The following is a 20,621-nucleotide window of genomic DNA, read 5'->3' on the forward strand; positions in this document are numbered from 1 at the left end:
GACCTCCCGTCCGCGTTCATTCGGTATTGGACCCCGCGCTGGCCCCGGCGGGGCCCGGCAAGGCCATCGGCCGCCGTCGTGCCACCCCGTCCCGGCTCAGCAGGAACCAAGCGAGGGCGGCGACGTAGAGCGTCTCCAGCACCGCCAGGGCCTGAAGGGCGACGAGGAAGCTTCCCGCGGAATAGCCGAGCCAGAGGCAGCCGAGCCGCCCCGCCTGCAGCACCGCCTCGAAGCCGAGATGCTGGCGCTGGCAACCCAGCACCACGGCAAGCCCGCTGAGCGGGATCGACGTCATCCCCGCCGCGGCGCAAATCGACAGCAGGCGTAAGGTGGGCCCGACCGCAATCCATTGCTCGCCGAGCACGATCGCCACCAACTTGTCGCCGGCCACATGCAGGATGCCGATGCCGAGCAGCGAGGCCAGGCCAAGCGCCAGAATGGCAAGCACCACCGGCCGCGCGGCCGCCTCACCGGTGCGCCGCGCCTCAGCCGTGGCGCGGAACGTCGCCTGCCGCACCGGTTCGTCGGCGAATGCGGCCGGGACGGCGAGCACCCGTACCGCCATCCAGTAGAGCCCGGCATCGCGCGCGCCGAAGAGCGCCGAGATCAGCCCGATCATGGCGATCTTGCCTGCCGCCTCGAGGATCATCCGTGGGGCGCCGAAGAAGGCCAGGTGGCGCTGGGCCCAGGCCGCGTCCTGCAACTGCGCGATCCGCGGCCCCGCCGCGGCTTCGAGCCGTGGCGGTCGAACCCGTCCGAACAGCGCCACCAGTCCGGCGAGGGAGCCCAGCATCTGTCCGGCCAGCAGCGCCGCCGCACCGCCGCCGAGCAGCCCGCCCGCGACCTGCAGCCCCGTCATGGCCATGGCACGCACCAGGTAGAACCCTGCCACCGCGTCGTCCCGATGCTGCCGCAGCCCCCACTGCACGGCGACCAGCGTCCAGGCCTGCAGCGCCATGCTGATCGGTACCATCCAGGCGATGGCCGCGAGACCACCAGGGCTGACCCAAGCCTCGAGGTGCGTCCCCGCCAGTGCCAGCCCCAGTTCGAAGGCCGCGCAGAAGCCCGCCGCGGCCATCAATGCCAGGATGGCACAGGCCGCCGCCTCCTTCGGATGCTTCGCCGGGAGGATGCCCTGGTCGTAGCGCAGCGTCACCACGACCGAGAGCGCTGCCGCCGCGGTGCTGGCGAAGCCGAACAAGCCGAAGGCCTCCGCCGGGAAGATCCGCGCGAGCAGCGGCACCGCCGCCAGGGTCACGAGCTGCGCCAGCACCGTGCCCCGCGCCAGCCGAAGGGCACCGCCAAGCCGTATCCGCCCGAAGATCGCGCCCAGGTTCATGCTGCGGCACGCCGCGGCAGCCAGAGCAGCCAGATCGTCAGCACGGCGAAGGTCGGCACGAAGAACTGGTTCTCGAAGAGCAGCGCGCCGATCAGGTAGGCGGCGGTCCAGGCCTCGACCGGCGCAGGTCGCCGCAGCAGCATGCCGGCATGTCGCGTCAGCATCGCCACGACAAGAATGGCGATCGGCAGCCCCCCGGTCAGCGCCAGCTGCAGGATACCGTTATGCGTCGCGCTGAACCCGGTCCGCGCCTCAAGCTCGGCCACATAGGCCGAGCCGAGCCCGAGCGGATGGGACAGGGCGAGTTCCAGCGAGGCCAGCACGGTGTCGATCCGGTCGCTGGCGCCGGCCTGGATGTTGTCGGCGTCCATCAGCCGCTGCATCATCGAACCCTGACCGGGCGACTGCAGCGGGTCGGCCAGCAGCAGCAGCAGCAGCGCCACACCCCCGAAGGCGAGCGCTCGGCGCATCGCCGCGCCCCGCCGGACCAGGTGCAGCAGCAGCAGCAGGACGGCAAATGCGGTTGGCCCGCGGGTCTGGGTGATGAGGAAGACGCCGCCGATCACGCCGACCGCCAGCAGCAGGCCGAGCCGCGGCAGCAGGCGCTCCTCCACCAGGCCGATCACCAGAGGCACCGCCAGCAGCACCGTGCCGGCTGCCGCATTCGGATGGCTGAAGATGCCCGTCGCCCGGTAGACGCCATTGACCCAGACGAATTGCTCGAGCTCCACCGCGGTGAAGTCGGCATGCGCCGGGTCGAAGGTGACATGGTCGAGCACGATGCTGCCGAGGGAGAGCAGCAGTCCGGCCAGCAGGCCGAGGCTGACCGGCCGCCGTGCCTCCGGCCACCCCATCAGCGCCGCCAGTGCATAGCCGGAGGCGAGGCTCATCACCCAGCGCACCAGCATCATCTGCGCCGGGCGGTCGTAGTCCTGCATGGTGGTGGCGACCAGCTCCGCGCCGATCCAGGGCAGGCAGAGCAGAAAGGCGATGCCGGCCGGCCGCGGCCCGGGCGGCGGCAGCTGCCCCCACAGCGCCGACATGCCGAGTCCCGTCAGCGCGAGCACGGCCGCGAGTTCGCTCGTCCGTACCCCGCCCGGCGCACCGGGCAGCAGCGCCGGGAATGCTACCAGCACCGCCCAGCCGAAGGCCACAGCCAGCCACCAGCGTCGGTCGGCGACCGGGAGTGTGCCGCTAGTCGCGGACATAGGCGCGTCCGTAGGAGGCAAAATAGCCGCTGTCGCTGTAGCCGTCCCGGGCATGGCTATTGGCGTTCACCCGGGTCAGGACGACGCCGGCGATCCGCGCGCCCAGCTCGCGCAACCGATTGAGTTCGGCCTGGATCAAGTTGCGCCGCGTCCGGTCCCAGAGGGCGACGAAGACGACCACACTGCAGGACCGCGCCGTCAGCCTCGCATCGGCGACGGCGGCGAGCGGCGAGGTGTCGAGGATGACGAGGTCGAACTCCCCCTCCCACAGGGCCAGCTGCCGTTGCATCGCGCCGCTGACCAGAAGTGCTGCGATGTCCTCGCCCGCTCTGCCCGCCGGCACCACCGAGAGCTTGGACGCCTCGTGCCACTGCACCACCTCCGCGGAGCGGGCAGCGCCGCTCAGCAGTTCGCGGAGGCCCGGCCCCTCGCGCAGCCCGAGCGTCCGGTGCAGCGAGGGCCGGCGCATGTCGCCGTCGACCAGCAGGGTGCGCAGACCGGACCGCGCCGACATCTGGGCCAGAGCCAGCGAGACCGAGCTCTTGCCCTCGTCCGGCAATGCCGAGGTGACGGCGATGGAGGACGGCCGTGCCTCGCTCAGCAACAGGTTGGTGAGGATGTTGCGGATCGATTCCGCATAGGCCGATTCCGGCCGCCGCAGCAGATAGTCCGGCGACCGCGCCGCCCGCCGCACCGCCGGCACCAGGCCGAGTGCCCGAGTGCCAAGCTGTGGTGCGATGTCGTCCATGCTCTTGAAGCCGAGGCTCCGCCGCTGCGGCAGAAGCGCCGCGCCGCAGCCGAGCGAGAGAGAGGCAAAGGCCGCGACGGCGAGGAAGAGCAGCGTGCGCGGAAAGATCGGCGTCAGCGGTCGGTCGGCCGCGGAGATCACCCGCGCATCCGGCTGCAGCAGGGCAAGGCTCGCGCTCACCTCCTGCCGCCGTGCCAGCAACGCCTGCAGGAGGTTGCGCTCCGCCTCGGCCTCACGCGCCAACGCCCTGGCTTCCACGTCGTCGGAATTGGCTCGCTCCGTCTGCTGGCGCAGCGTCACGTAGCGGGCCTCCAGACTCTCGCCGTTCCGGTCCAGCACCGCCAGCTCGGACCGCAGCGCTTCGCCGACCTTGCCGATCTCTTGGCCGATCCGCAGTTGGAGGTCCAGGATGGCCGCCTGCAGCTGGACCACCTGCGGATGCTGCCGGCCGAGCGTCGCTGCCGATTGCGTCAACTCCCGGCGCAGCTGCGCCTCCTGCTCGCGTAGCCGCGTGACGAGCAGATTGTTGACCACCTCGGGCAAGGCCATGTTGCGCCGCGGGTCCTCCGCCTGCTCCACCCGGGATCGCGCATCGGCGAGCTTCGAGCGCGCCACCATCAGCTGGTCCGATACCTCGGCGAGCTGCTGTGCCGCCAGCGAACCGCCACTGCCCACCCGCAGCAGGCCGTTGGTGTTCCGGAAGATTTCAACCTTCGCCTCGGCCGCCTGTACACGCTGGCGCAGCTCGGCCACCTGGGTCTCGAGGAATCCCTGCGCTCGCCGGGTCGCCGTCACCTTGCGTTCCACCTGGCCTTCCAGGTAGCGCCGCGTATGGGTGTTGACGATGGCGGCCGTCAGCGCCGGTTCACGCCCGGTGATGGCGACGGAGACGGCACGGCTGCGGTCGATGGGCTGCACCCTGAGCGATTTGAGCAGGATGTCGACGGCCCGTGCCCGCACTGCCTCCGGCCCGGTTGCCTTGTCGTCAGGATCGGTGGATCCGATCATGGACCGGACCAGTTTCTTCGCCTTGCTGACGAAGGTCGGCTCCTCGAGCGCCGGATTGAATTCCGGCTGATGCACGAGATCGAGCGCATCCACCGTTTCCTGCGCGAGGGTGCGGGAGAGCAGCACCCGCACCTCGGTCAGCACCGCCTCCGCATCGCTCGCCATCTGGGGCAGCACCTGCTCGGAGCTGAGGACCCGCGCCTGCCGCTCCTCCAGCAGCAGGGTAGCCTCGGAGCGGTAGACCGGACGCAGGTTCAGCACCACCGCGGCGGCAATGGCGAAGGTGATCCCGCTGATCAGCAGGATGCGCCAGGGATGCCGCCGCAGTCGCTGTCCGATTCCCGGTACGGACGGGACGGCATCGAGGACGAGGGGTCCCCTCATGCGCGCGCTCTCGACCTCAACGTTCTGCAATGCCCGATGCCTTTCCGAGGAAGCCGATACGCGTCGTCTGCGCCTTGACGGCACCGATATGCTCGACGATGGCAACCGTCGGCGCCACGGAGCCATCGACCCAGACATTCTCGATGGCGCAGGAGACATGCCCGACATCCGAGCGGACAACCGTCCGCGCCACCGGCGCATTCAGCCAGACGCACAGGTTTTCCAGCCGTGCCAGCGACTGCGCGTTGAGCTGCACCAGATCGACCGGCACTGCCGTGCCCTGGTCGAAAGCGTTGCCGCAGAGATAGAGGTTCTGCACGATCACGTTGCGGGTGGCCGGTGCAATCCGCAGGAAGGGCCCGCGGACGTAGCTCGACTCCATCTTGCAATTGACCAGGTAGACTTGGCTGTTCGCCGAGCGACCGATCTGCGCGAACCAGAGCGCCCCGTCGCGGAACGACTCCCAGCGGCAATTGACGAAATAAAGTGCGTTGCTGTTGTCGCCGCCCGGGCCGTCGCGTCCTGGCCGATCGCGCAGCAATATGGCGGGGCTGCGGCCATCGGCGCCGGAGCACCAGTCCCAGGTGCAGTTGGTGAAACGGCTGTCCCATAGTTCGGCGCCGTCCAGGCCGAGGCCGGCGTTGTTGCGGTGCCAGACATTCTCCAGCACCAGGTCATGCGTATGCCAGGCCCGCAGCAGCGTCCCGGCCTCGCTGTTGCCATCGAGCACCAGGTCGCGGAGCAGGCAACCACCGACGCGCTGCTCGGTCGAGCTCCCGCTGACATCGAGCAAGGTCCCTGGTCCCGTCCGGCGGAGCACCGAGGCCCTCCCCATGCCGATCAGCGAGGTGTTCTGTGGCAGCCGCAGCCGGTTTGGCCGGATAGAGTAGATGCCGGGCGGCAGGGTGATTGCCCCGCCTCCCTGCTCGGCCGCGGTCGCCAGGGCGCGGGCCAGCGCCGGCGTATCATCCGCCCGACCGTCGCCGACCGCGCCCAGTGTGCGCAGGTCGGCAACTTGCCGCACGTCCGGCGCCGCCGTCCCCATGGCACCCGTCAGCATCAATCTTCGCCGGTCAAGCATGCATCACCGCCGATGCAGAGAGCCGCTCCCATTGCGCTTCAAGGATCGCCGCTGCCGCCGACCAGTTATGGTGCCGCGCCACGTAGCGCCGTCCCTGCTCGCCGATCCGCGCCGCCAGGGCCGGATCGCGCAGCACCTTGACCGCTGCGGCGGCGATGTCCTCGGCCCTTTCAGTTCCGCCAACGAAGTTTTCGCCAACCGACACCTCAAGCCCGGAGACGGCCTGTGGCGTGCCGATGACCGGCAGGCCGGAGGCCATCGCTTCCAGCACCTTCAGCTTTGATCCGCCACCGGCGCGGAGCGGGGCAATGAAAGCGCTCGCCTCCGCATGCGCCGATAGGACGCTCGGCGTGTAGCCGACCCATTCCAGCCTAGGGTCCGGCCAGCGCGCCGCCCAGGCGACCGGCATTGAACTGCCGCAGAGGCGCAGCCGCACCCCCGGTTCCGCCCGCCAGATCAGTGGCATGATGGTCTCGGCCAGCCACATCACCGCGTCGCGGTTGGGTGCGTAATTATAGTTGCCGAGGAAGACGAGCCGCCGTTCCGCCGCAACCGGCCGCCCCACGGCGAAGGTCGCCGTATCAACGCAGTTCGGAACCACCGCCGTCCGCCGGGCACCCAGTGCGATGAATGCGGCCTCATCCTGCGGCGTCACCGCGACGATGCAATCCGCCCTGCGCAGGACCTGCCGTTCCCATCGCTCCGCCCGGAGCCGGTCGAGCCGGGCGAGGACGCGCAGCGGAGCGGGCAGCTGCGCATATTGCAGCGACACCAGGCGGGACTCGACATTGTGCTCGGTGAGCAACCAGGGCGTCCGCGCCGCTGCCAGAGCCGCCTGCAGCGGCTCGACGCTGTAACTGTGCTCGACCTGCACGAGGTCCCAGCCGCCGGCTGCCAGCAGCCTCGCGAAATGCCGGGCATAGTCGGCGTTGCAGCCGTTCACCGTGGCAACTGCGGGTCGGTCGAGCGAGGCCATGGCCGCCAGCAGCGTCGCCACGCTGGTTCGTGCCCGGCGCGGCACAACGATGACTTGCTCGAGGAAGCCAGCAAGGTGGTCGATCGCCGCCTGGGTCGGCATCTCCCGCGCCAATGCCAGCAGGGTGATGCGATGGCCGAGCGCCGCCAAGCTGCGCAGCAGCCCGTATTGCCGCGTCATGCCACCGTTGTTCGCAGGCCAGGGGAAGTAGGGCGAAGTCCAGAGAACGCGCCGGCCCCGTCCCGCCGTCGCCTCGGTCCGCCGGCGCTCAAAGGAAAGGCTCATGCTGCTGGCACCGCACGATACCGCGCCGCTGCCGCCGCTAGGACCTCGTCGTAGAGCGAGGCATAGGCCTGGCCCATCACCTCCACGGTCAATGCCCGGGAGGCCGACCGCGCGCCCTCCGACAGGAGCTCGAGCAGCCCATCCTCTTCTGCGAGCCGGATCACCGCCTGGGCCATGGCCTGCGCATCCCCCGGCGGCACCAGCAGGCCAGTGCGCCCGGCGGCCACGAATTCCGGGACCGCTCCGATTGCCGAGGCGATCGCCGGCAACCCCGCCCGCATCCCCTCGGCCAGCGAGAGCGGCGCATTCTCCGCCCACAGCGACGGAAATAGCAGGACATCCGCCCGCTCCAGCGCCGCTTGCTTGGCCGCTCCCGAGAGAAACCCGCTGAGGGTGATCCGCTCGTCGCGGGCCGCCAGGGCCTCCAGCATCGGCAGGGCGGCGCCGGTACCCGCCACCTCCAGTACGGCCGCACCGCGCGGCAGCTTGGCCAGCATCTCGCCCAGCAGTTCCGCCCCCTTCTCCCGCCGCACCTGACCGAGGAACAGCAGCCGCAACGGCCCGGCCCGACGCCGCTTCCGTCCTAGAGCGCCATGGATGCCGTTGCGGATGACGTGGCTCCCGCTCCGCCCTGCCACGCTCGCTTCGAGATGCCGGTCGAGCACGAAGTGCGAGGGTGCAACCAGGGCGTCCACTGCGTGGGCCAGCATCCGCCGCGGCAGGCTGCCTGCCCAGCAGCTCGTGCAACGGGTGGCGCAGGCGGCAACGCCGCGCAGCATGACGCCGCGGTTGCAGATTAGATGATAATCATGCGCCGTGTGCAGGATCGGCACACCGTGCTGTCGCGCCGCGGTCCAGACCGCGGGCGAAAACCCCTTGAGGTTGTGCGTATGGACGACATCCGGCGCGAAGTCCCGGAGGATGGCATCGAAGCGCTGCAGGGTATCGAAGTTCCACTGGTCACGCAGGTTCCATATCAGTCGCCGAACCGCACCGCGACTGTCACCGGACTGGAAGCGTTCGTAATTCCACCAGAGATTGGTGGGAAAAAAGCGCACAACCCGAACGCCTCCGGGGCTGCGATCGGGTGCCTCATTCTGGCCTGGCCCACAGGTCGCCACGACCATCACGTCATGGCCTTCGGCTGCGAGCCAGCCCGCTAGGTTCTGTACGACGATTTCGGCGCCGCCCACCACATGCGGCGCATAGAAATTATTGACGAGGAGGATACGCTTCGTGTCCGGCATGGCCTATTCATCCAACGAGTTGAGCGGCGCAAGCCGAGGTGCGTCGAAGAAGCTGCCATGCATGGCCAGCCGGCGCTTGATGCTGATCGGCAGCGCCGCTTCGCGATTGCCAAGATGGTATGCGAGCAGCTTGGCCGCGGTGCGAAGCATGGCCTCCGGCATGCGGTGGGGTGCCTGCCGCGCGAGATAGCCGAGTTCCGACACGACGAAGCGTAGACCCTCGCCTTCCGCCCGGCCGAAGACATCCATCAGGTTGCGGTATTGAGCGTGGAACACGCCGATGTCGAAGTAGCGCTGGAATTCTTGGCGGACCGTATAGCCGTGCGAATGCACCACCTTTGCTTCGCCGACATATGCGATTGTCCAGCCGTGCAGAAGCATGCGGCCTGCTACGACCTGGTCCTCGCCCATGATGATCCGATTGGGGAAGCCGCCGACGCCGCGCAGTGCGACGGCACGGTAGGCAGCGAAGGAGTTCGAGCTGAACACCGCCTTGACCCCAGCCCTCCGGGCCCGCTGGATGTCGCGGAAGGAGCTGTTGCCGGGATAGTTGTAGTAGCGGGCATGCCGCTCCAGCGGACCCGCATTCGGCCGCGGCAGCTGCCGCCCGCAGGCGAGGCCGACCGCCGGATCGTCGAACGGCGTCAGGATGCGCTCGATCGCATCCGGCTCCGGCAACGCATCCTGCGTCATATAGACGAGGATGTCCGTCGGCCCGGCGAGGGACACGCCCATGTTGCGCGTTGCGCCATGATCGAACTGCGCACGGCGCACGCCCTGCACACGGCAGCCTTGCGATCCGTAGAGCGCCACCGTGTCGTCATCAGACTCGGAGTCCAGCACCAGTATTTGGTCTGGCCGGCGAGTCTGCGCAGCGAGTGCAGGAAGTTGCATCGCAGCATGCAGCGCTGCGTTCAGCGTCGGGACCACGACGGTCACGTGCAGCGGTGCGGCAGCACCAGCGGGATGAAGCTGCGCCATCAGAACGCATTCTCCCCGCTGAAGCCCGATCGGACCGTGGCGAGCAGAATACGGAGGTCGAGCAGCGGCGACCAGTTCTCCACATAATGCATGTCATGCTGCACGCGGCGAACAATTTGTTCGAGCGTATCGGTTGGTCCACGCCAACCATTCACTTGCGCCCAGCCGGTGATGCCGGGCTTCAGCCGATGGCGTGCGGCATAGCCTTCAACCGCTTCGACATAGGGGGTTCCAGACGCGCAGGCGAGCGGCGAATGCGGCCGCGGTCCGACCAGCCACATGTCGCCCATGACCACGTTGAGCAGTTGCGGCAGTTCATCGAGACTGCAACGCCGCAACAGGCGGCCGAAGGTGAATGTGCGCGGGTCGTTTTTACTGGTGAGCGTCAGTGGCAGCCCAAGGTCCGCTGAACGCGGCCGGTGATGCATGGTACGAAACTTGAGGATCTCGAAGCGGCGGTTGCCGTAGCCTTGACGGGTTTGACGGAAAAGGACGGGTCCCGGGCTGCTGCAGCGTATGCTTATTGCGATGATCATGAGGCCTGGCGCGATGAGTGCCAGCAGCATCAGTGCAAGCGTGCGGTCGGTGATATCCTTGGCAATCCATGCCCAACCGGCAAGCGGGCGGCTGACGATTGGCGCCAGCACATGTCCATCCACTTCGCAGAGCGGGGCGCTACGGGGACCAAAGCCTTGTGGTATGGTCTCGGCCAGGGAGAGAAGCACGCGCACGGGATAACAGCGCGCTGTCTCGGCTATGCCACGGATCGTCGCCGATAGGTGGAGCGGGACGGCGATGATGACAGCATCGATGGGCTGCTGAGCCAGCAAACGGTGAAGCCGCTGCCGCGCCATCTGGCTTAAGCTGTTGGCAGCCTCGTACGCTCGCTCGTCGAGTAACAGCGTACCGGCCAACCGGTAGCGCCGTGGGTCACGCCGTAGCGTTTCGACGATGGCCGGGTCCTCGTGCGCCAAGCCTACGACGACATATGTCGAGGCGAAGGGATTGCGCAGTTTAAAGAGGCGCGGTGCAACCCGGCAGATACACCGGTTGAGTAGTAGGATGACGAAGCAGCCAACCGACAACCAAGCCGAGGTCATCGCATGCCCCGATGATACACCTGCCTGCGCAATGACCGGCATGGTCAGCGCCCCGCCGGCCAGTACAGCGGCAAATCCCAGCGGTACAATACTCAGGCGCAGATTAAGTATGCGGGATGCCGCGTAGAGATCGAGGCTGCGAAAGCCAAGAACCATCGCCAGTGCCATCAGCCCTGAGCCGATGATCACTACGGCAGGGTGTCCGCCGCCCCCATGGCGGAACAAGCCCTGAGAGGCAATAGCATAACTCCAAAGGGTGGCGACGTCGGTCGCCTCCAGAAGAAGTATAAACGTCGAGAAACGGGGAGTGCGGGACGTCGCATCACAAGAAGTGATTGGAGGTGGAGTCGAAAACTTGGTTGTCTCCGCTTCCATAGTCACATCTAAAGGAGCAACAAAGTCATTTTCGCAACGCCGCCGCATAGTAAGTGTCCCTCACAGTATTCCACAGCGCTGTTTTTTATTGAAAAAACAATAATTATTTTTATTCATCATTAGATATTACATATAAAATATTTCGACATTCACTAAAAACAGGAAAAAATAAATTGCTGGCGTAATACTCATATAAATATAAGTTCATATGAAATATAAAGCCGCACAACAAAAGTCTTTACTGTTCTAAAACACGATACTGTATTTCTACTTCACACTAAAAGACGATCTTTTGCTTTACTGCGAGCGAATTATTCGCACTCAAGTTCGGCTTGGTCATCTCACAGGTTTGAGATCGCTACCAGATATGAACAGACAATATTAAACTCAAGGTTATATATGCGCTTAAAAATAAACTAGATCAGAGAAAATCTTTATGAATCGATCCAGGCCACGGCATGAATTTCACTTATTAGTTTATTTTGTGTTGGAAAACGCAGGTTTCGTCTCGATTTTGTGATAGCAGAAGGCTTCGTAGTGAAGATGTCGCGTTACTTCAAACCTCTGGATTTCTTTGGAATTCCATTCGAAGGTACTTGTACAAGCCGAAATAATTGCGGGCAACTTATTTGCACTAGCCTGTTAGTTGAATGACGGATGGTTTTTGAGCTTTTGGAAGCATTGGGGAATATGCCAATGGGGTGGAGTTATCAGTGACCAGGTGTGCAGTCCCGAAGTGTGGTGGGGCGTTCTCTCGTGACCAGGAGAACGCTCCCATGGCAGCAGGTCTTCACGGCTTAGCCCGAACAACGCCGCGAGTTCGAGCCGAACTCCCAGCGGCGCAAGCGTCGACCCACGCCCTCACCGCCTAGCAGGCTGCTGAGACTTGTAGCCTGAGGCTGGCCTTCATGAGTTGCTTTTGCCGACGGTGAGGGGGCGGCATGCGCGGCAATGACACGGTGGCTGGATCGCTGTTCCGCTATGTCGATCTGGAGCACCGGGTGCGGGCCGAGCATCCGCTGCGGGTCATCCTGGACGTAGCGAATGCCACGCTGCAGACGCTATCTTCGGCGTTCGACGCGCTGTGCTCGCCGTTCGGGCGGCAATCGATCCCACCAGAGCGGCAACTGCGTGCCCTGTTGCTGCAGGCGTTCTACTCGATCCACTCGGAACGCCAGTTGGTCGAGCGGCTCGACTTCGACCCGCTGTTCCGCTGGTTTGTCGACCTGGGCGTCGATGACCCGGTGTGGGACCGGCCACCGTCACCACGAACCGCGACCGCCTGTTGGCCGGGGACGTGGCGGTCAAGTTCCTGGCCGCCGTTCTGGCGCAGCCCAAGGTCCGCGCGCTGCTGTCGAGCGAGCATTTCTCGGTGGACGGCACGCTGCGGGACGCCGGGGCCAGCACCAAGAGCTTCCGGCCCAAGGATAGCTCCGGCCCGCCGCCCAATGGCGGCCGCAATGGTGAGCAGGACCTCCACGGTCAGCAGCGCGGCAACGACACCCATGCCTCCACCACCGATCCAGACGCCCGCCTGTACCGCATGGGCCAGGGCAAGGAGGCAAAGCTGGCCTTCCTGGGCCGTGCGCTCCTGGAAAACAGGAACGGGCTGATCGTCAGCGCGGTGGCCACCCGCGCCTCCGGCCACGCCGAGCGGCCGCAGCCGATCACGCTCGGTGGCGACAAGGGCTTCGATACCCGCGACTTCGTCGCCGAACTCCGTGAGATCAACGTCACTCCGCACGTGGCACAAAACACCAGCGGGCGGCGGTCCGCCATCAATGGTCGCACCACGCGCCACCCCGGCTACGCGGTCAGCCTGCGAATCCGCAAGCGGATCGAAGAAGCATTCGGCTGGGCCAAGAAGGTGGCTGGGCTGTACAAAGCACGGCATCGCCGCTTGGCGGTGTGCTGCTGCTTGGGCGGGGCAGCCCGGTCCGCCTCCAGGATGCAGCGATCACCGGCAGCAGCGCCCCCGGCTTGGGCTTGTCTGCCGGCCGTGTCCGCACATACCCAGGCGGCGCGGAGTACCGGCATCTTGGCTATCGTGTCCCGGCTCAGCCCGAAAACCCGGGATGCCTCCCGTCGGCTATGCCCCTCGAGGAGCACGAACCGACGGACCGCCGCGCAGGTCTCCACCACGAACATCTCCCGGCGCCCCACCCTGAGACCTCAGGGTAGGCCGCCTGCCACTGGCCGGGTTTTACCTGCCCGCAGCAGCATCACGCCGCCGCTTCATTGGCGGACTTTCTCTCCGCCGTACGCATCATCGTCTGGTCGGGCCTGCCCGCCATGCGTGCGCCCGGCACGCCCATCCCGGTTTCTCGACAGTAGCACCGACGGAGGACACCGGAGCCTACACATGCCTGATAACAATACCGTCGAGCGCGCCATCCGGCCGATCTGCCTCAGCCGGAAAAACGCGCTGTTCGCCTCGGGCGACGATGGCGGGGCAACATGGGCGGCCGTTGCCTCCCTGGTCGAGACCTGCAAGCTGAATGACGTCGATCCGCAGCGCTAATTCACCGCCGTGCTGACCCGCCTCGTCAACGGCTGGCCCAACAACCGCATCGACAAACTCATGCACTGGTGCTGGACGACCGCCGAACAAGGCTGAGCATCAACCACGGCCGAGATGGGCCCGAAATCCTCGCTTACGGGCTGGCGATGACGTTCTGCAGTTGATTATGGCCAGATGATTCCGAGACCCTTACCATCGGCTGCAGGCCCGTGCGTACGCTTCAGCCCGGCCGCTTGCGGCGGCAGAGCGGTGACCATAGCCGACATCTTTTGTGCCCGACCGCCGCCAGGGAATGGTCAAGCGTTGGTACTTACGATCTCTCATCGTTGCCAGGAGCATTGCCGCTTGTTTTGAGTCCTCCTCATTGGTATGCGTTTGATCGGATGTTTTCCGTATTCTCAAACGCGATCAAATGACGGTTGTTCATCTCTGGTGTTGGTCGGTCGAATGTTCGGATGAGTTGGATTGGAGCGTGCTTGATAATGCTGAGCAGGCACGCGCCTTACGCTTCGCCCAAGAACGATATCGCGTGGCGTTTCGGCGTGCCCATGCTGGCCTGCGTGCCATTCTTGGCCGGTGGCTTGGCGCAGCACCAGCGTCACTCGCTTTCGAAACTGGTCCACATGGCAAGCCTCGGCTAGCGAACCAGGGCGCACCCTATTTCAGCTTCAGCCATAGCGGCACCATCGCTTCCGTTGCAGTCTCGGCCAATTTTGAGATCGGTCTCGACATCGAGCGATGCCGCCACATCAACGCCCTTGAATTCGCTTCCCACTACTTCTCTCTGGCCGAGCAGACAGCACTCGCTCGCCTCCCCGCAGCTTTGCAGCACAAAGCCTTTTTCGAAGCCTGGACGCGAAAGGAGGCATTCGTGAAGGCCCTGGGCCTGGGCCTTTCCATGCCGCTCGACTCCTTCACCGTTTCTCTAGGTCCAGGCAACCTGCCAGCGCTCGTCGCCCTCGATAATGCTCCTGCCGAGCCGGCATCCTGGCAGTTCACCAGCTTTTGCCCTGCATCCGGCTTTCTCGGCGTTATCGCAGCGCGCGCAGTCGGCTGGACAGTCAAAAGAGAAGACGCGCGCGATGCAGATTTACCCAGCCCATACTAATAACCTGGCAATGTCATTCAGTACGCGGTCCATGCCGCCGATCGCGGCCTCAGCTTCTCCAGCCTCCACGTGGCCCTGGCCGCCATTCAGGCCGCCCACCGCCTCGCCGGCATCGCCCTCGGCCTCCGCCACCCCCGCCTGGTCCTGCTGCTCGAGGGCATCGCCCGCACCAGGGGCTCCCGGCCCGCGAAGCAGGCCACCGCCGGGCCCGACGTGCTGCGGCGGATGCTGGCGACCCGACCTTCGTCCGATACACCGCTCGGCGCCCGCGACCGGGCGCTGCTGCTGGGCTTTGCCGGGGCGCTGCGGCGCTCGGAGCCGGTTGGCCTGACGCTCGGCGACATCGAGGTGGTGCCGCAGCGCGGCCTCCACCTGCTGATCCGTCGCTCGAAGACCGACCAGCGCGGCGCCGGCCAGGCCATCGCCCTCTGGGCCAACCTCAAGGAGCCCGCGCTCTGCCCGGCCCGGGCGCTCGAGGCCTGGCTCGGCTTTCGCCGGGGTGCCGGTGATCGCACCGGCGGCGCCTCGGATGCGGCGCTGCCAGTCTTTGTCGGGCTGAGCAAGGCGGGCCGCCTCTCCGGCCTGGCCCTCTCGGACAAGGCGGTCTGGCGCCAGGTCAAACTAGATCAGGGCATAGGCGGGCTTGGTGTGAACGGTGCGGTTCCGGCCGGAGCGCTTCGCCTCGTACAGGCCTTCATCCGCGGCGCTGAGCAACTGCGCCGGCCCCTTCGTTTCCTCGCCCGGCAATGGCCAAAGCGTCGCACCGCCGACGCTGACGGTGATGATCCCGCCCGCCACGCCGCTGGCCGGGTGCAGCAGGGCCAGGCCTTCGATCTCCGCGCGTAGCCGCTCCGCAACCGCGGCGGCCCCGGGCGCATCGGTCTCCGGCAGCAGGATCGTGAATTCCTCGCCCCCATAGCGGGCCGCCAGGTCTCCAGCGCGGCGGACCGTGGCGCCCAGCACGGCGCCGATCTGCCGCAGGCATTCGTCGCCGCGCTGATGGCCCTGGCTGTCGTTCAGGGCTTTGAAGTGATCGACATCGACCAGGAGGACCGACAGCGGCAGTTCGGTCCGGGCGCAATGGCGCCATTCGCGCTGCAGGGCCTCATCGAAGCTGCGCCGATTGGCAACGCCGGTCAGGCCGTCGACCGTCGCCAGCCGGGCCAGTTCCGCCTCGACATTCTTCCGCTCCGTCACGTCCCTCGACACGGCGACCAGCCCATCCAGCGCGCCGGATACCGGATCGCGGACCACCCGGATGGTCGATTCCACCCAGATCCAGGAGCCATCGGCGCGGCGCGTACGATAGGCAACCGTCGCCTCCTCGGCCTCACCGTGCTGCAGGCGCTCGGCCGCCAAAGCGAGACCGGCCGTGTCGTTCGGATGGATCTCCTCCTGCGGCCGTCGTCCTACCAGCTCCGCAGGAGGCACACCGAGTAGTCGGATGGAGGCCGGCGAGACATAGCGGCGCACCCCGTCCGGCCCGATCCGCGACACCATGTCGCCGCAGTTCTCGGCCAGCAGGCGGAAGTTGGCCTCGCTCTCCCGTGCCGCGGCTTCGGCCTCCTGCCGGCGGCGGAGCTCACGCCGCAGCGCCAGGGCGGCCAGGGCCAGAACACCGACCAGCACGCATGCCGTGGAGCCGATAATCCATGCATGCCGCCACCAGCCGGCCTCGACCTCGGCCACCGAAAGGGACACGGCGACATGCAGCGGACCGTTTCCGACATCGGCCAGACTATGCAGGCGCCGGACCCCGTCGAGTTTGGAGACGGCGACGAACTGCCCGCCCGGCGTTTCCTTGGAGCGGCGGAAGACGTCGGTGCCGCTGACGTCGCTGCCGATGAAGGCCGCCCGATAGGGAACCCGCATCACCAGCGTGCCATCGTCGTGGAACAGCGAGATCGAGCCATGCGCGCCAAGGTCCATGGCGGCGAAAAGGTCGCGGACGGCGTCGAGCCGGATCGTGCCGACGGCGACGCCGCCGAAGCTGCCATCCGCGTTGGTGACTCGCCGGCTCAACGCGACAACCCATTGCCTGGTGAGGTGGCTGCGGAACGGTGCGCTCACCCGAAGGGTGGGTGTCCGATCATCGCGATGGGCCGTGAAGTAGACACGGTCGGCGAAGTCGGACGTATCCACCTCGCCCGGGCGAGCGGTGGCGACGACCTGACCATCGGCATCCAGCAGCATGAGATAGCCGAGGTTGCTGGCCGTGGCGGCGCGATCGAAAAGCGTCAGGTCCCGCAGCCGTGGCTCGAGCGCCATGACGCCGGGCACACGGCTGTTGTCGGCGACGCCACGCAGCGACAGGTCCAGGCTTTCGACGGTCCGGCCGATTTCCTCGGCGACGGCGCGTGCCAGGTTGCGGGTGGACTGGCTGGTGCGGTCCCAATTATCCCGCCGGGACTCGAACAGATTGAATGCAACCAGGCTGCAAAGGCCCATGGCGACCATCAGGGAGAGAGCGAGCGGATGCCAAGCCCGAACACCCCAGCTACGATATGCCATCGCTTTCTCACCCCTGAGTTGAGGGTACCTTGCAGCATTCTCGCGGTTTCGTGAATACGGTATACTAATCCTTCGAAATTTTAATGTAATTTCATGGAGTATCGTTGCCCTCCCGCGTCTGCTCGGGGCATCAGGCGGGCGAGGATGTCAACCACCACCCAGGTTGCGTTTGCCGGGATCGCGCGGCGGCGTCGGGTCAGCTGTTCTGGAACAGGACGACCTCCGCCCCCGCTTTGGATGTGCCGCGGTGCTGGGCATCAACGGGCACCACGCAGCATTGGCCCGGCCCCAGGTGAAGCGCGCCGTCAGCGAACTCGACGGTGAAGTCGCCGCTCCAGACGATGACCGTCTCGGTCGTGTCGCCATGGCTGCCCCACTGCCCTTCCCCGCCGCCGGCGACCCGCACCAGGCGGACGGCGACGCCGTCGCACTGGGTGGTTTCCTCGGTGCGGCCGGCGGCCTTGAGGCGGGCGAAGGCCTCGGCGAAGTCGACCATGGTCATGACGTTTCCCTTCTCACCGCCTGGCGGCAGCACGATCGTAGCCGCACCTTTTGCCCACGGCCAACCAGGCGAGCGCCGCGACACGCCGGCACGCGCCGGGCAGGCCAACCATACCAGGCTCATCTTTCGGCGCCGGGCATTCCGTAGGAAGGCCGCTCTGCCAGCGCGATGACCAGGATTCGCAACTCCTCGCTCATCAGCGCGATACTCGCCTCCAGCAGGTCCAGCATCGCGTCCCGCATCTCCAGTTCCTGGACCGTGTAGGCCCCGCCGCGACCGAAAAGCAGCGCCATGCGCGCGCCCTCGGACCTCGAGCCCGAGGCGCCGAACCGGTCCCCCGCCCGCCACTCGGCGGCCACCGTCTCGGCCGGGCTGGCGCGATCCGCGGCCTCCAGCGGGCGCCGGGTCAGGTACCGCCACACCGTGTTCGGAAACAGCTCGGACCGCGGCGGACGCTCCCATACCTCCCGCAACAGGTTGCGCTCGGTTCTCAGCATGCCGGAGGTTTCCCCGAACAGCAGCGCCGTCGCCACCGATGCCTCGGCGGTGCCGCCGACGATACCGGCGATATCCCCGCCCACGGAAGCGCCGCCCAGCGACAATCCCCCCGTCAGGGCCGCCGTCGTGGCGCCGATCAGGATGCTGGCCAGGCCCAGCCGCCGCGCCCGATGGTCTTCCGCCGCCTGCAGCCTCACCCGCAGGGCGTCGCCCCGCTCCCCCTCGCAGTCGATCACGGCAAGGGTGCTGGAGATATCGAGCATGGCGAGCTGGATGCGATCCGAGATCGCCAGGCGCAGGCGCAGCAGGCGGAGCTCGGCGGCCATGCCATGCCCCCGGGTCGCCTCCATCTCGGCGGTGAGCAACTGCTCGAGCAATGGCAGCGCGCCGATGATCTCGGCGATGTCGATGGCGTCCTGCGGGAAGCCACGCGCCGTGAGCCGGTCGGTTGCCGACCGGAGCGCCGCGGGCGCCAAGGCCGCCGTGGTTCCGAGGGAGTGCCGCGTCCGGGACACCGGCGCACAGACCCGATCGAAGCCACTCCTGGCCGCCTCTCCCGGTTCCGGTCCCAGACGCGATGCGCAGCCGGGAAGCAGCGCCACAGCGAATGCGATGGCACCGAGCCGCAAAGGGGTAAAGGTCCGCATGGATCCAGCTTATACACCGGGTCTGCCCGCCGCCGCGGCCACCGCCCTCGCCGGGCGCAGGCCAGGCACCGGCTGTCGTACCGGCGCCACCGCAGGGCATGGGACCCGGCAGATGGAGACCACGATCGAGCCCTGGCTCGCCGGCCACCGGCCGGGCGGCAGGTCAGTGCAGCCGGCGGGGATCGGAGCCGGCGGATGCTAGCCCGGACCGAAGCCGATCCGCGGGGCGGACACGCTATCCAGCGGCCAGGAGGTCAGGTGGGAGTTCGGGCAGACGCTGGCCAGCAGCGCCGTTTCGACCGCCACTTCCGCGCCGTCGATCCAGCAGGCCTTCCAGGGATCCGTGGTCCACAATGGCTCGTACCGTGACCCGAGATCGCGGTAGCCGAGAAAATAGCGCATCGAAGCCGGCTTGGACTGCGGCGATGAAATCTCGTTCGCTAGGATGACGTGCTTCGGCATGGCGCCCTCTGGCCCGGCACCCGATCGGCGCCACGCCAGGATAGTGCGCGAGGACCATCAACCAGAGCGATAGACGCTTGCGTGAACAGGATCACGCTCGGCGGCGCTGAACTGGCCTGGCCGGATCGAGGCGAAACCGCCTCCAGCACCCTCCCCGCCGCATTGACGCAGTGCAGCATCACCCGTAAACGCCCGCCTCCCAAACCAGCGAAGCCCCAATCGGCGTAGCCGTATCGAGCGCCGGAGGCGCCGCTTGACCATGTCCATGAATTTCGCCGACCTCGCCCTCGCGCCCCCCCTGCTGCGCACGCTGGCCGAGGAAGGCTACGCCACCCCGACCCCGATCCAGGCCCGGTCGATCCCGCTGCTGCTGCAGGGCCGCGACCTGCTGGGCATGGCCCAGACCGGCACCGGCAAGACCGCCGCCTTCGCGCTGCCGCTGCTGCATCGCCTGGCCGCCACGCCGCGCCCGGCGCCCAAGGGTGGCGCCCGCGTCCTGGTCCTGGCACCGACGCGCGAGCTGGTCTCCCAGATCGCCACCGGCTTCGAGGGCTTCGGACGCCACCTGCGGCCCAGCGTGACCACGATCTTCGGCGGCGTCAGCCAGTTCCACCAGGTCAATGCGCTCAAGGCCGGCGTCGACATCGTCGTCGCCGCACCGGGGCGGCTGCTGGACCTGATCGACCAGGGCCTCTGCGACCTGTCGCAGCTCGAGGCGCTGGTGCTGGACGAGGCCGACCAGATGCTCGACATGGGCTTCGCCAAGCCGATCGAGCGCATCGTCGCGACGCTGCCGAAGGACCGGCACACCCTGCTGTTCTCGGCGACGATGCCGAAGTCCATCGCCGCGCTGGCCGAAAGCCTGCTGCGCGACCCGGCCAAGGTGGTGATCGACCCGCCCTCGACCACCGTGGACCGGATCGAGCAATCGGTCATGTTCGTCGATGCCGCCGACAAGAAGGCGGCGCTGCTGGCGCTGCTGCGGACGCCGGGCATCGGCCAGGCCGTGGTCTTCACCCTGCAGAAGAACATCGCCAACGAGGTCTGCGCCTTCATCGCCGCGGCGGGCATCACCGCCGAGGCGCTGCACGGCAACAAGTCGCAGGGCCAGCGGGAACGGGCGCTGGAGGCCTTCCGCACCGCCGCCGTGCAGGTCCTGGTGGCGACGGATATCGCGGCGCGCGGCATCGACGTCGATACCGTCACGCATGTCTTCAACCACGACCTGCCGAGCCTGCCGGAAAGCTACGTCCACCGCATCGGCCGCACCGGCCGCGCGGGACGCAGCGGCGTCGCCGTCACGCTCTGCGATGCCGAGCAGCGCGCCTGGCTGCGCGACGTGGAGCGTGAGATCGGCCGCACCCTGACCGTGCGATCCGACCACCGCTGGCATTCGGAAGCGGCCCGGAATTCCACCCTGCGCCCACCCGTGCTGGGCGGCGCGCCGGTCAAGGAGATCAAGCCGCAGGAAAAGCGCGAGCGCCGGGTCTGGACCGAGGAGGAGAAGCTCATGGCGCGCGCGGCGGCCAAGGCGGCCTGAGCGGGCTCGAAACGAGGCGGGGGCCGCTGGCCTCCGATTCGCCCCCCACCGATTGACCCCCTCGCCACCCCCCGCCTACCGTCCCTCCCAACCAACACTC

Annotated in this window: 14 protein-coding genes and 2 pseudogenes; 4 read left to right on the forward strand and 12 right to left on the reverse strand. The window is 67.1% G+C overall.

Annotated elements, in window-relative coordinates; all coding sequences use genetic code 11:
- Window positions 1–16: 16 nt before the first annotated feature.
- The 8 genes from AC0IW9_RS20990 to AC0IW9_RS21025 are packed head-to-tail and all read right to left on the reverse strand — an operon-like array spanning window position 17 to window position 10,546.
- A complete protein-coding gene (locus AC0IW9_RS20990; RefSeq protein WP_471650252.1) occupies window positions 17–1,339 on the reverse strand; it encodes a lipopolysaccharide biosynthesis protein in 1,323 nt (440 codons plus the stop codon).
- Window positions 1,336–2,547, reverse strand: a complete 1,212-nt coding sequence (locus AC0IW9_RS20995; RefSeq protein WP_471650253.1) for an O-antigen ligase family protein — start codon at window positions 2,545–2,547, stop codon at window positions 1,336–1,338. Before AC0IW9_RS20995 ends, AC0IW9_RS20990 begins: the two co-directional genes overlap by 4 nt.
- Complete coding sequence (locus AC0IW9_RS21000; protein ID WP_471650254.1) at window positions 2,534–4,687, reverse strand: GumC family protein; 2,154 nt, start codon at window positions 4,685–4,687, stop codon at window positions 2,534–2,536. The genes AC0IW9_RS20995 and AC0IW9_RS21000 overlap by 14 nt, the downstream gene beginning before the upstream one ends.
- Before the next feature lie 16 nt (window positions 4,688–4,703).
- Window positions 4,704–5,747 carry a glycosyl hydrolase family 28-related protein gene (locus AC0IW9_RS21005; RefSeq protein ID WP_471650255.1) on the reverse strand — a complete coding sequence of 348 codons (1,044 nt, stop codon included), beginning with the start codon at window positions 5,745–5,747 and terminating at the stop codon, window positions 4,704–4,706.
- A gap of 13 nt (window positions 5,748–5,760) precedes the next feature.
- Window positions 5,761–7,029, reverse strand: a complete 1,269-nt coding sequence (locus AC0IW9_RS21010) for a glycosyltransferase family 4 protein (protein WP_471650256.1) — start codon at window positions 7,027–7,029, stop codon at window positions 5,761–5,763.
- Window positions 7,026–8,276, reverse strand: coding sequence for a glycosyltransferase family 4 protein (locus tag AC0IW9_RS21015; protein ID WP_471650257.1), 1,251 nt, complete (start codon window positions 8,274–8,276; stop codon window positions 7,026–7,028). The genes AC0IW9_RS21010 and AC0IW9_RS21015 overlap by 4 nt, the downstream gene beginning before the upstream one ends.
- Before the next feature lie 3 nt (window positions 8,277–8,279).
- Complete coding sequence (locus AC0IW9_RS21020) at window positions 8,280–9,257, reverse strand: glycosyltransferase family 2 protein (protein WP_471650258.1); 978 nt, start codon at window positions 9,255–9,257, stop codon at window positions 8,280–8,282.
- Complete coding sequence (locus tag AC0IW9_RS21025) at window positions 9,257–10,546, reverse strand: exopolysaccharide biosynthesis polyprenyl glycosylphosphotransferase (protein WP_471650259.1); 1,290 nt, start codon at window positions 10,544–10,546, stop codon at window positions 9,257–9,259. Before AC0IW9_RS21025 ends, AC0IW9_RS21020 begins: the two co-directional genes overlap by 1 nt.
- A gap of 1,127 nt (window positions 10,547–11,673) precedes the next feature.
- Here AC0IW9_RS21025 and AC0IW9_RS21030 point away from each other — a divergent pair.
- The 3 genes and pseudogenes from AC0IW9_RS21030 to AC0IW9_RS21040 all read left to right on the forward strand — a co-directional run.
- Window positions 11,674–12,707: pseudogene (locus AC0IW9_RS21030) on the forward strand (IS5 family transposase); the annotation flags it as partial.
- A gap of 393 nt (window positions 12,708–13,100) precedes the next feature.
- A pseudogene (locus tag AC0IW9_RS21035) lies at window positions 13,101–13,349 on the forward strand (transposase domain-containing protein); the annotation flags it as partial.
- Between the two features lie 316 nt (window positions 13,350–13,665).
- On the forward strand, window positions 13,666–14,361 hold the full coding sequence (locus AC0IW9_RS21040) for a 4'-phosphopantetheinyl transferase family protein (RefSeq protein WP_471650260.1): 696 nt from the start codon (window positions 13,666–13,668) through the stop codon (window positions 14,359–14,361).
- A gap of 621 nt (window positions 14,362–14,982) precedes the next feature.
- Here AC0IW9_RS21040 and AC0IW9_RS21045 read toward each other — a convergent pair.
- From AC0IW9_RS21045 to AC0IW9_RS21060, 4 genes are all read right to left on the reverse strand, one after another.
- Window positions 14,983–16,872, reverse strand: coding sequence for a sensor domain-containing diguanylate cyclase (locus AC0IW9_RS21045; protein WP_471650261.1), 1,890 nt, complete (start codon window positions 16,870–16,872; stop codon window positions 14,983–14,985).
- A gap of 196 nt (window positions 16,873–17,068) precedes the next feature.
- A complete protein-coding gene (locus AC0IW9_RS21050; RefSeq protein WP_471650262.1) occupies window positions 17,069–17,374 on the reverse strand; it encodes a cupin domain-containing protein in 306 nt (101 codons plus the stop codon).
- A gap of 119 nt (window positions 17,375–17,493) precedes the next feature.
- On the reverse strand, window positions 17,494–18,519 hold the full coding sequence (locus AC0IW9_RS21055; protein WP_471650263.1) for a hypothetical protein: 1,026 nt from the start codon (window positions 18,517–18,519) through the stop codon (window positions 17,494–17,496).
- 198 nt (window positions 18,520–18,717) lie between these two features.
- Complete coding sequence (locus AC0IW9_RS21060; protein WP_471650264.1) at window positions 18,718–18,981, reverse strand: hypothetical protein; 264 nt, start codon at window positions 18,979–18,981, stop codon at window positions 18,718–18,720.
- A gap of 259 nt (window positions 18,982–19,240) precedes the next feature.
- Here AC0IW9_RS21060 and AC0IW9_RS21065 point away from each other — a divergent pair, with 259 nt between their 5' ends.
- Window positions 19,241–20,521 carry a DEAD/DEAH box helicase gene (locus tag AC0IW9_RS21065; RefSeq protein ID WP_471650289.1) on the forward strand — a complete coding sequence of 427 codons (1,281 nt, stop codon included), beginning with the start codon at window positions 19,241–19,243 and terminating at the stop codon, window positions 20,519–20,521.
- Window positions 20,522–20,621 lie beyond the last annotated feature (100 nt).

The organism is Belnapia sp. AC561 (assembly GCF_979252845.1).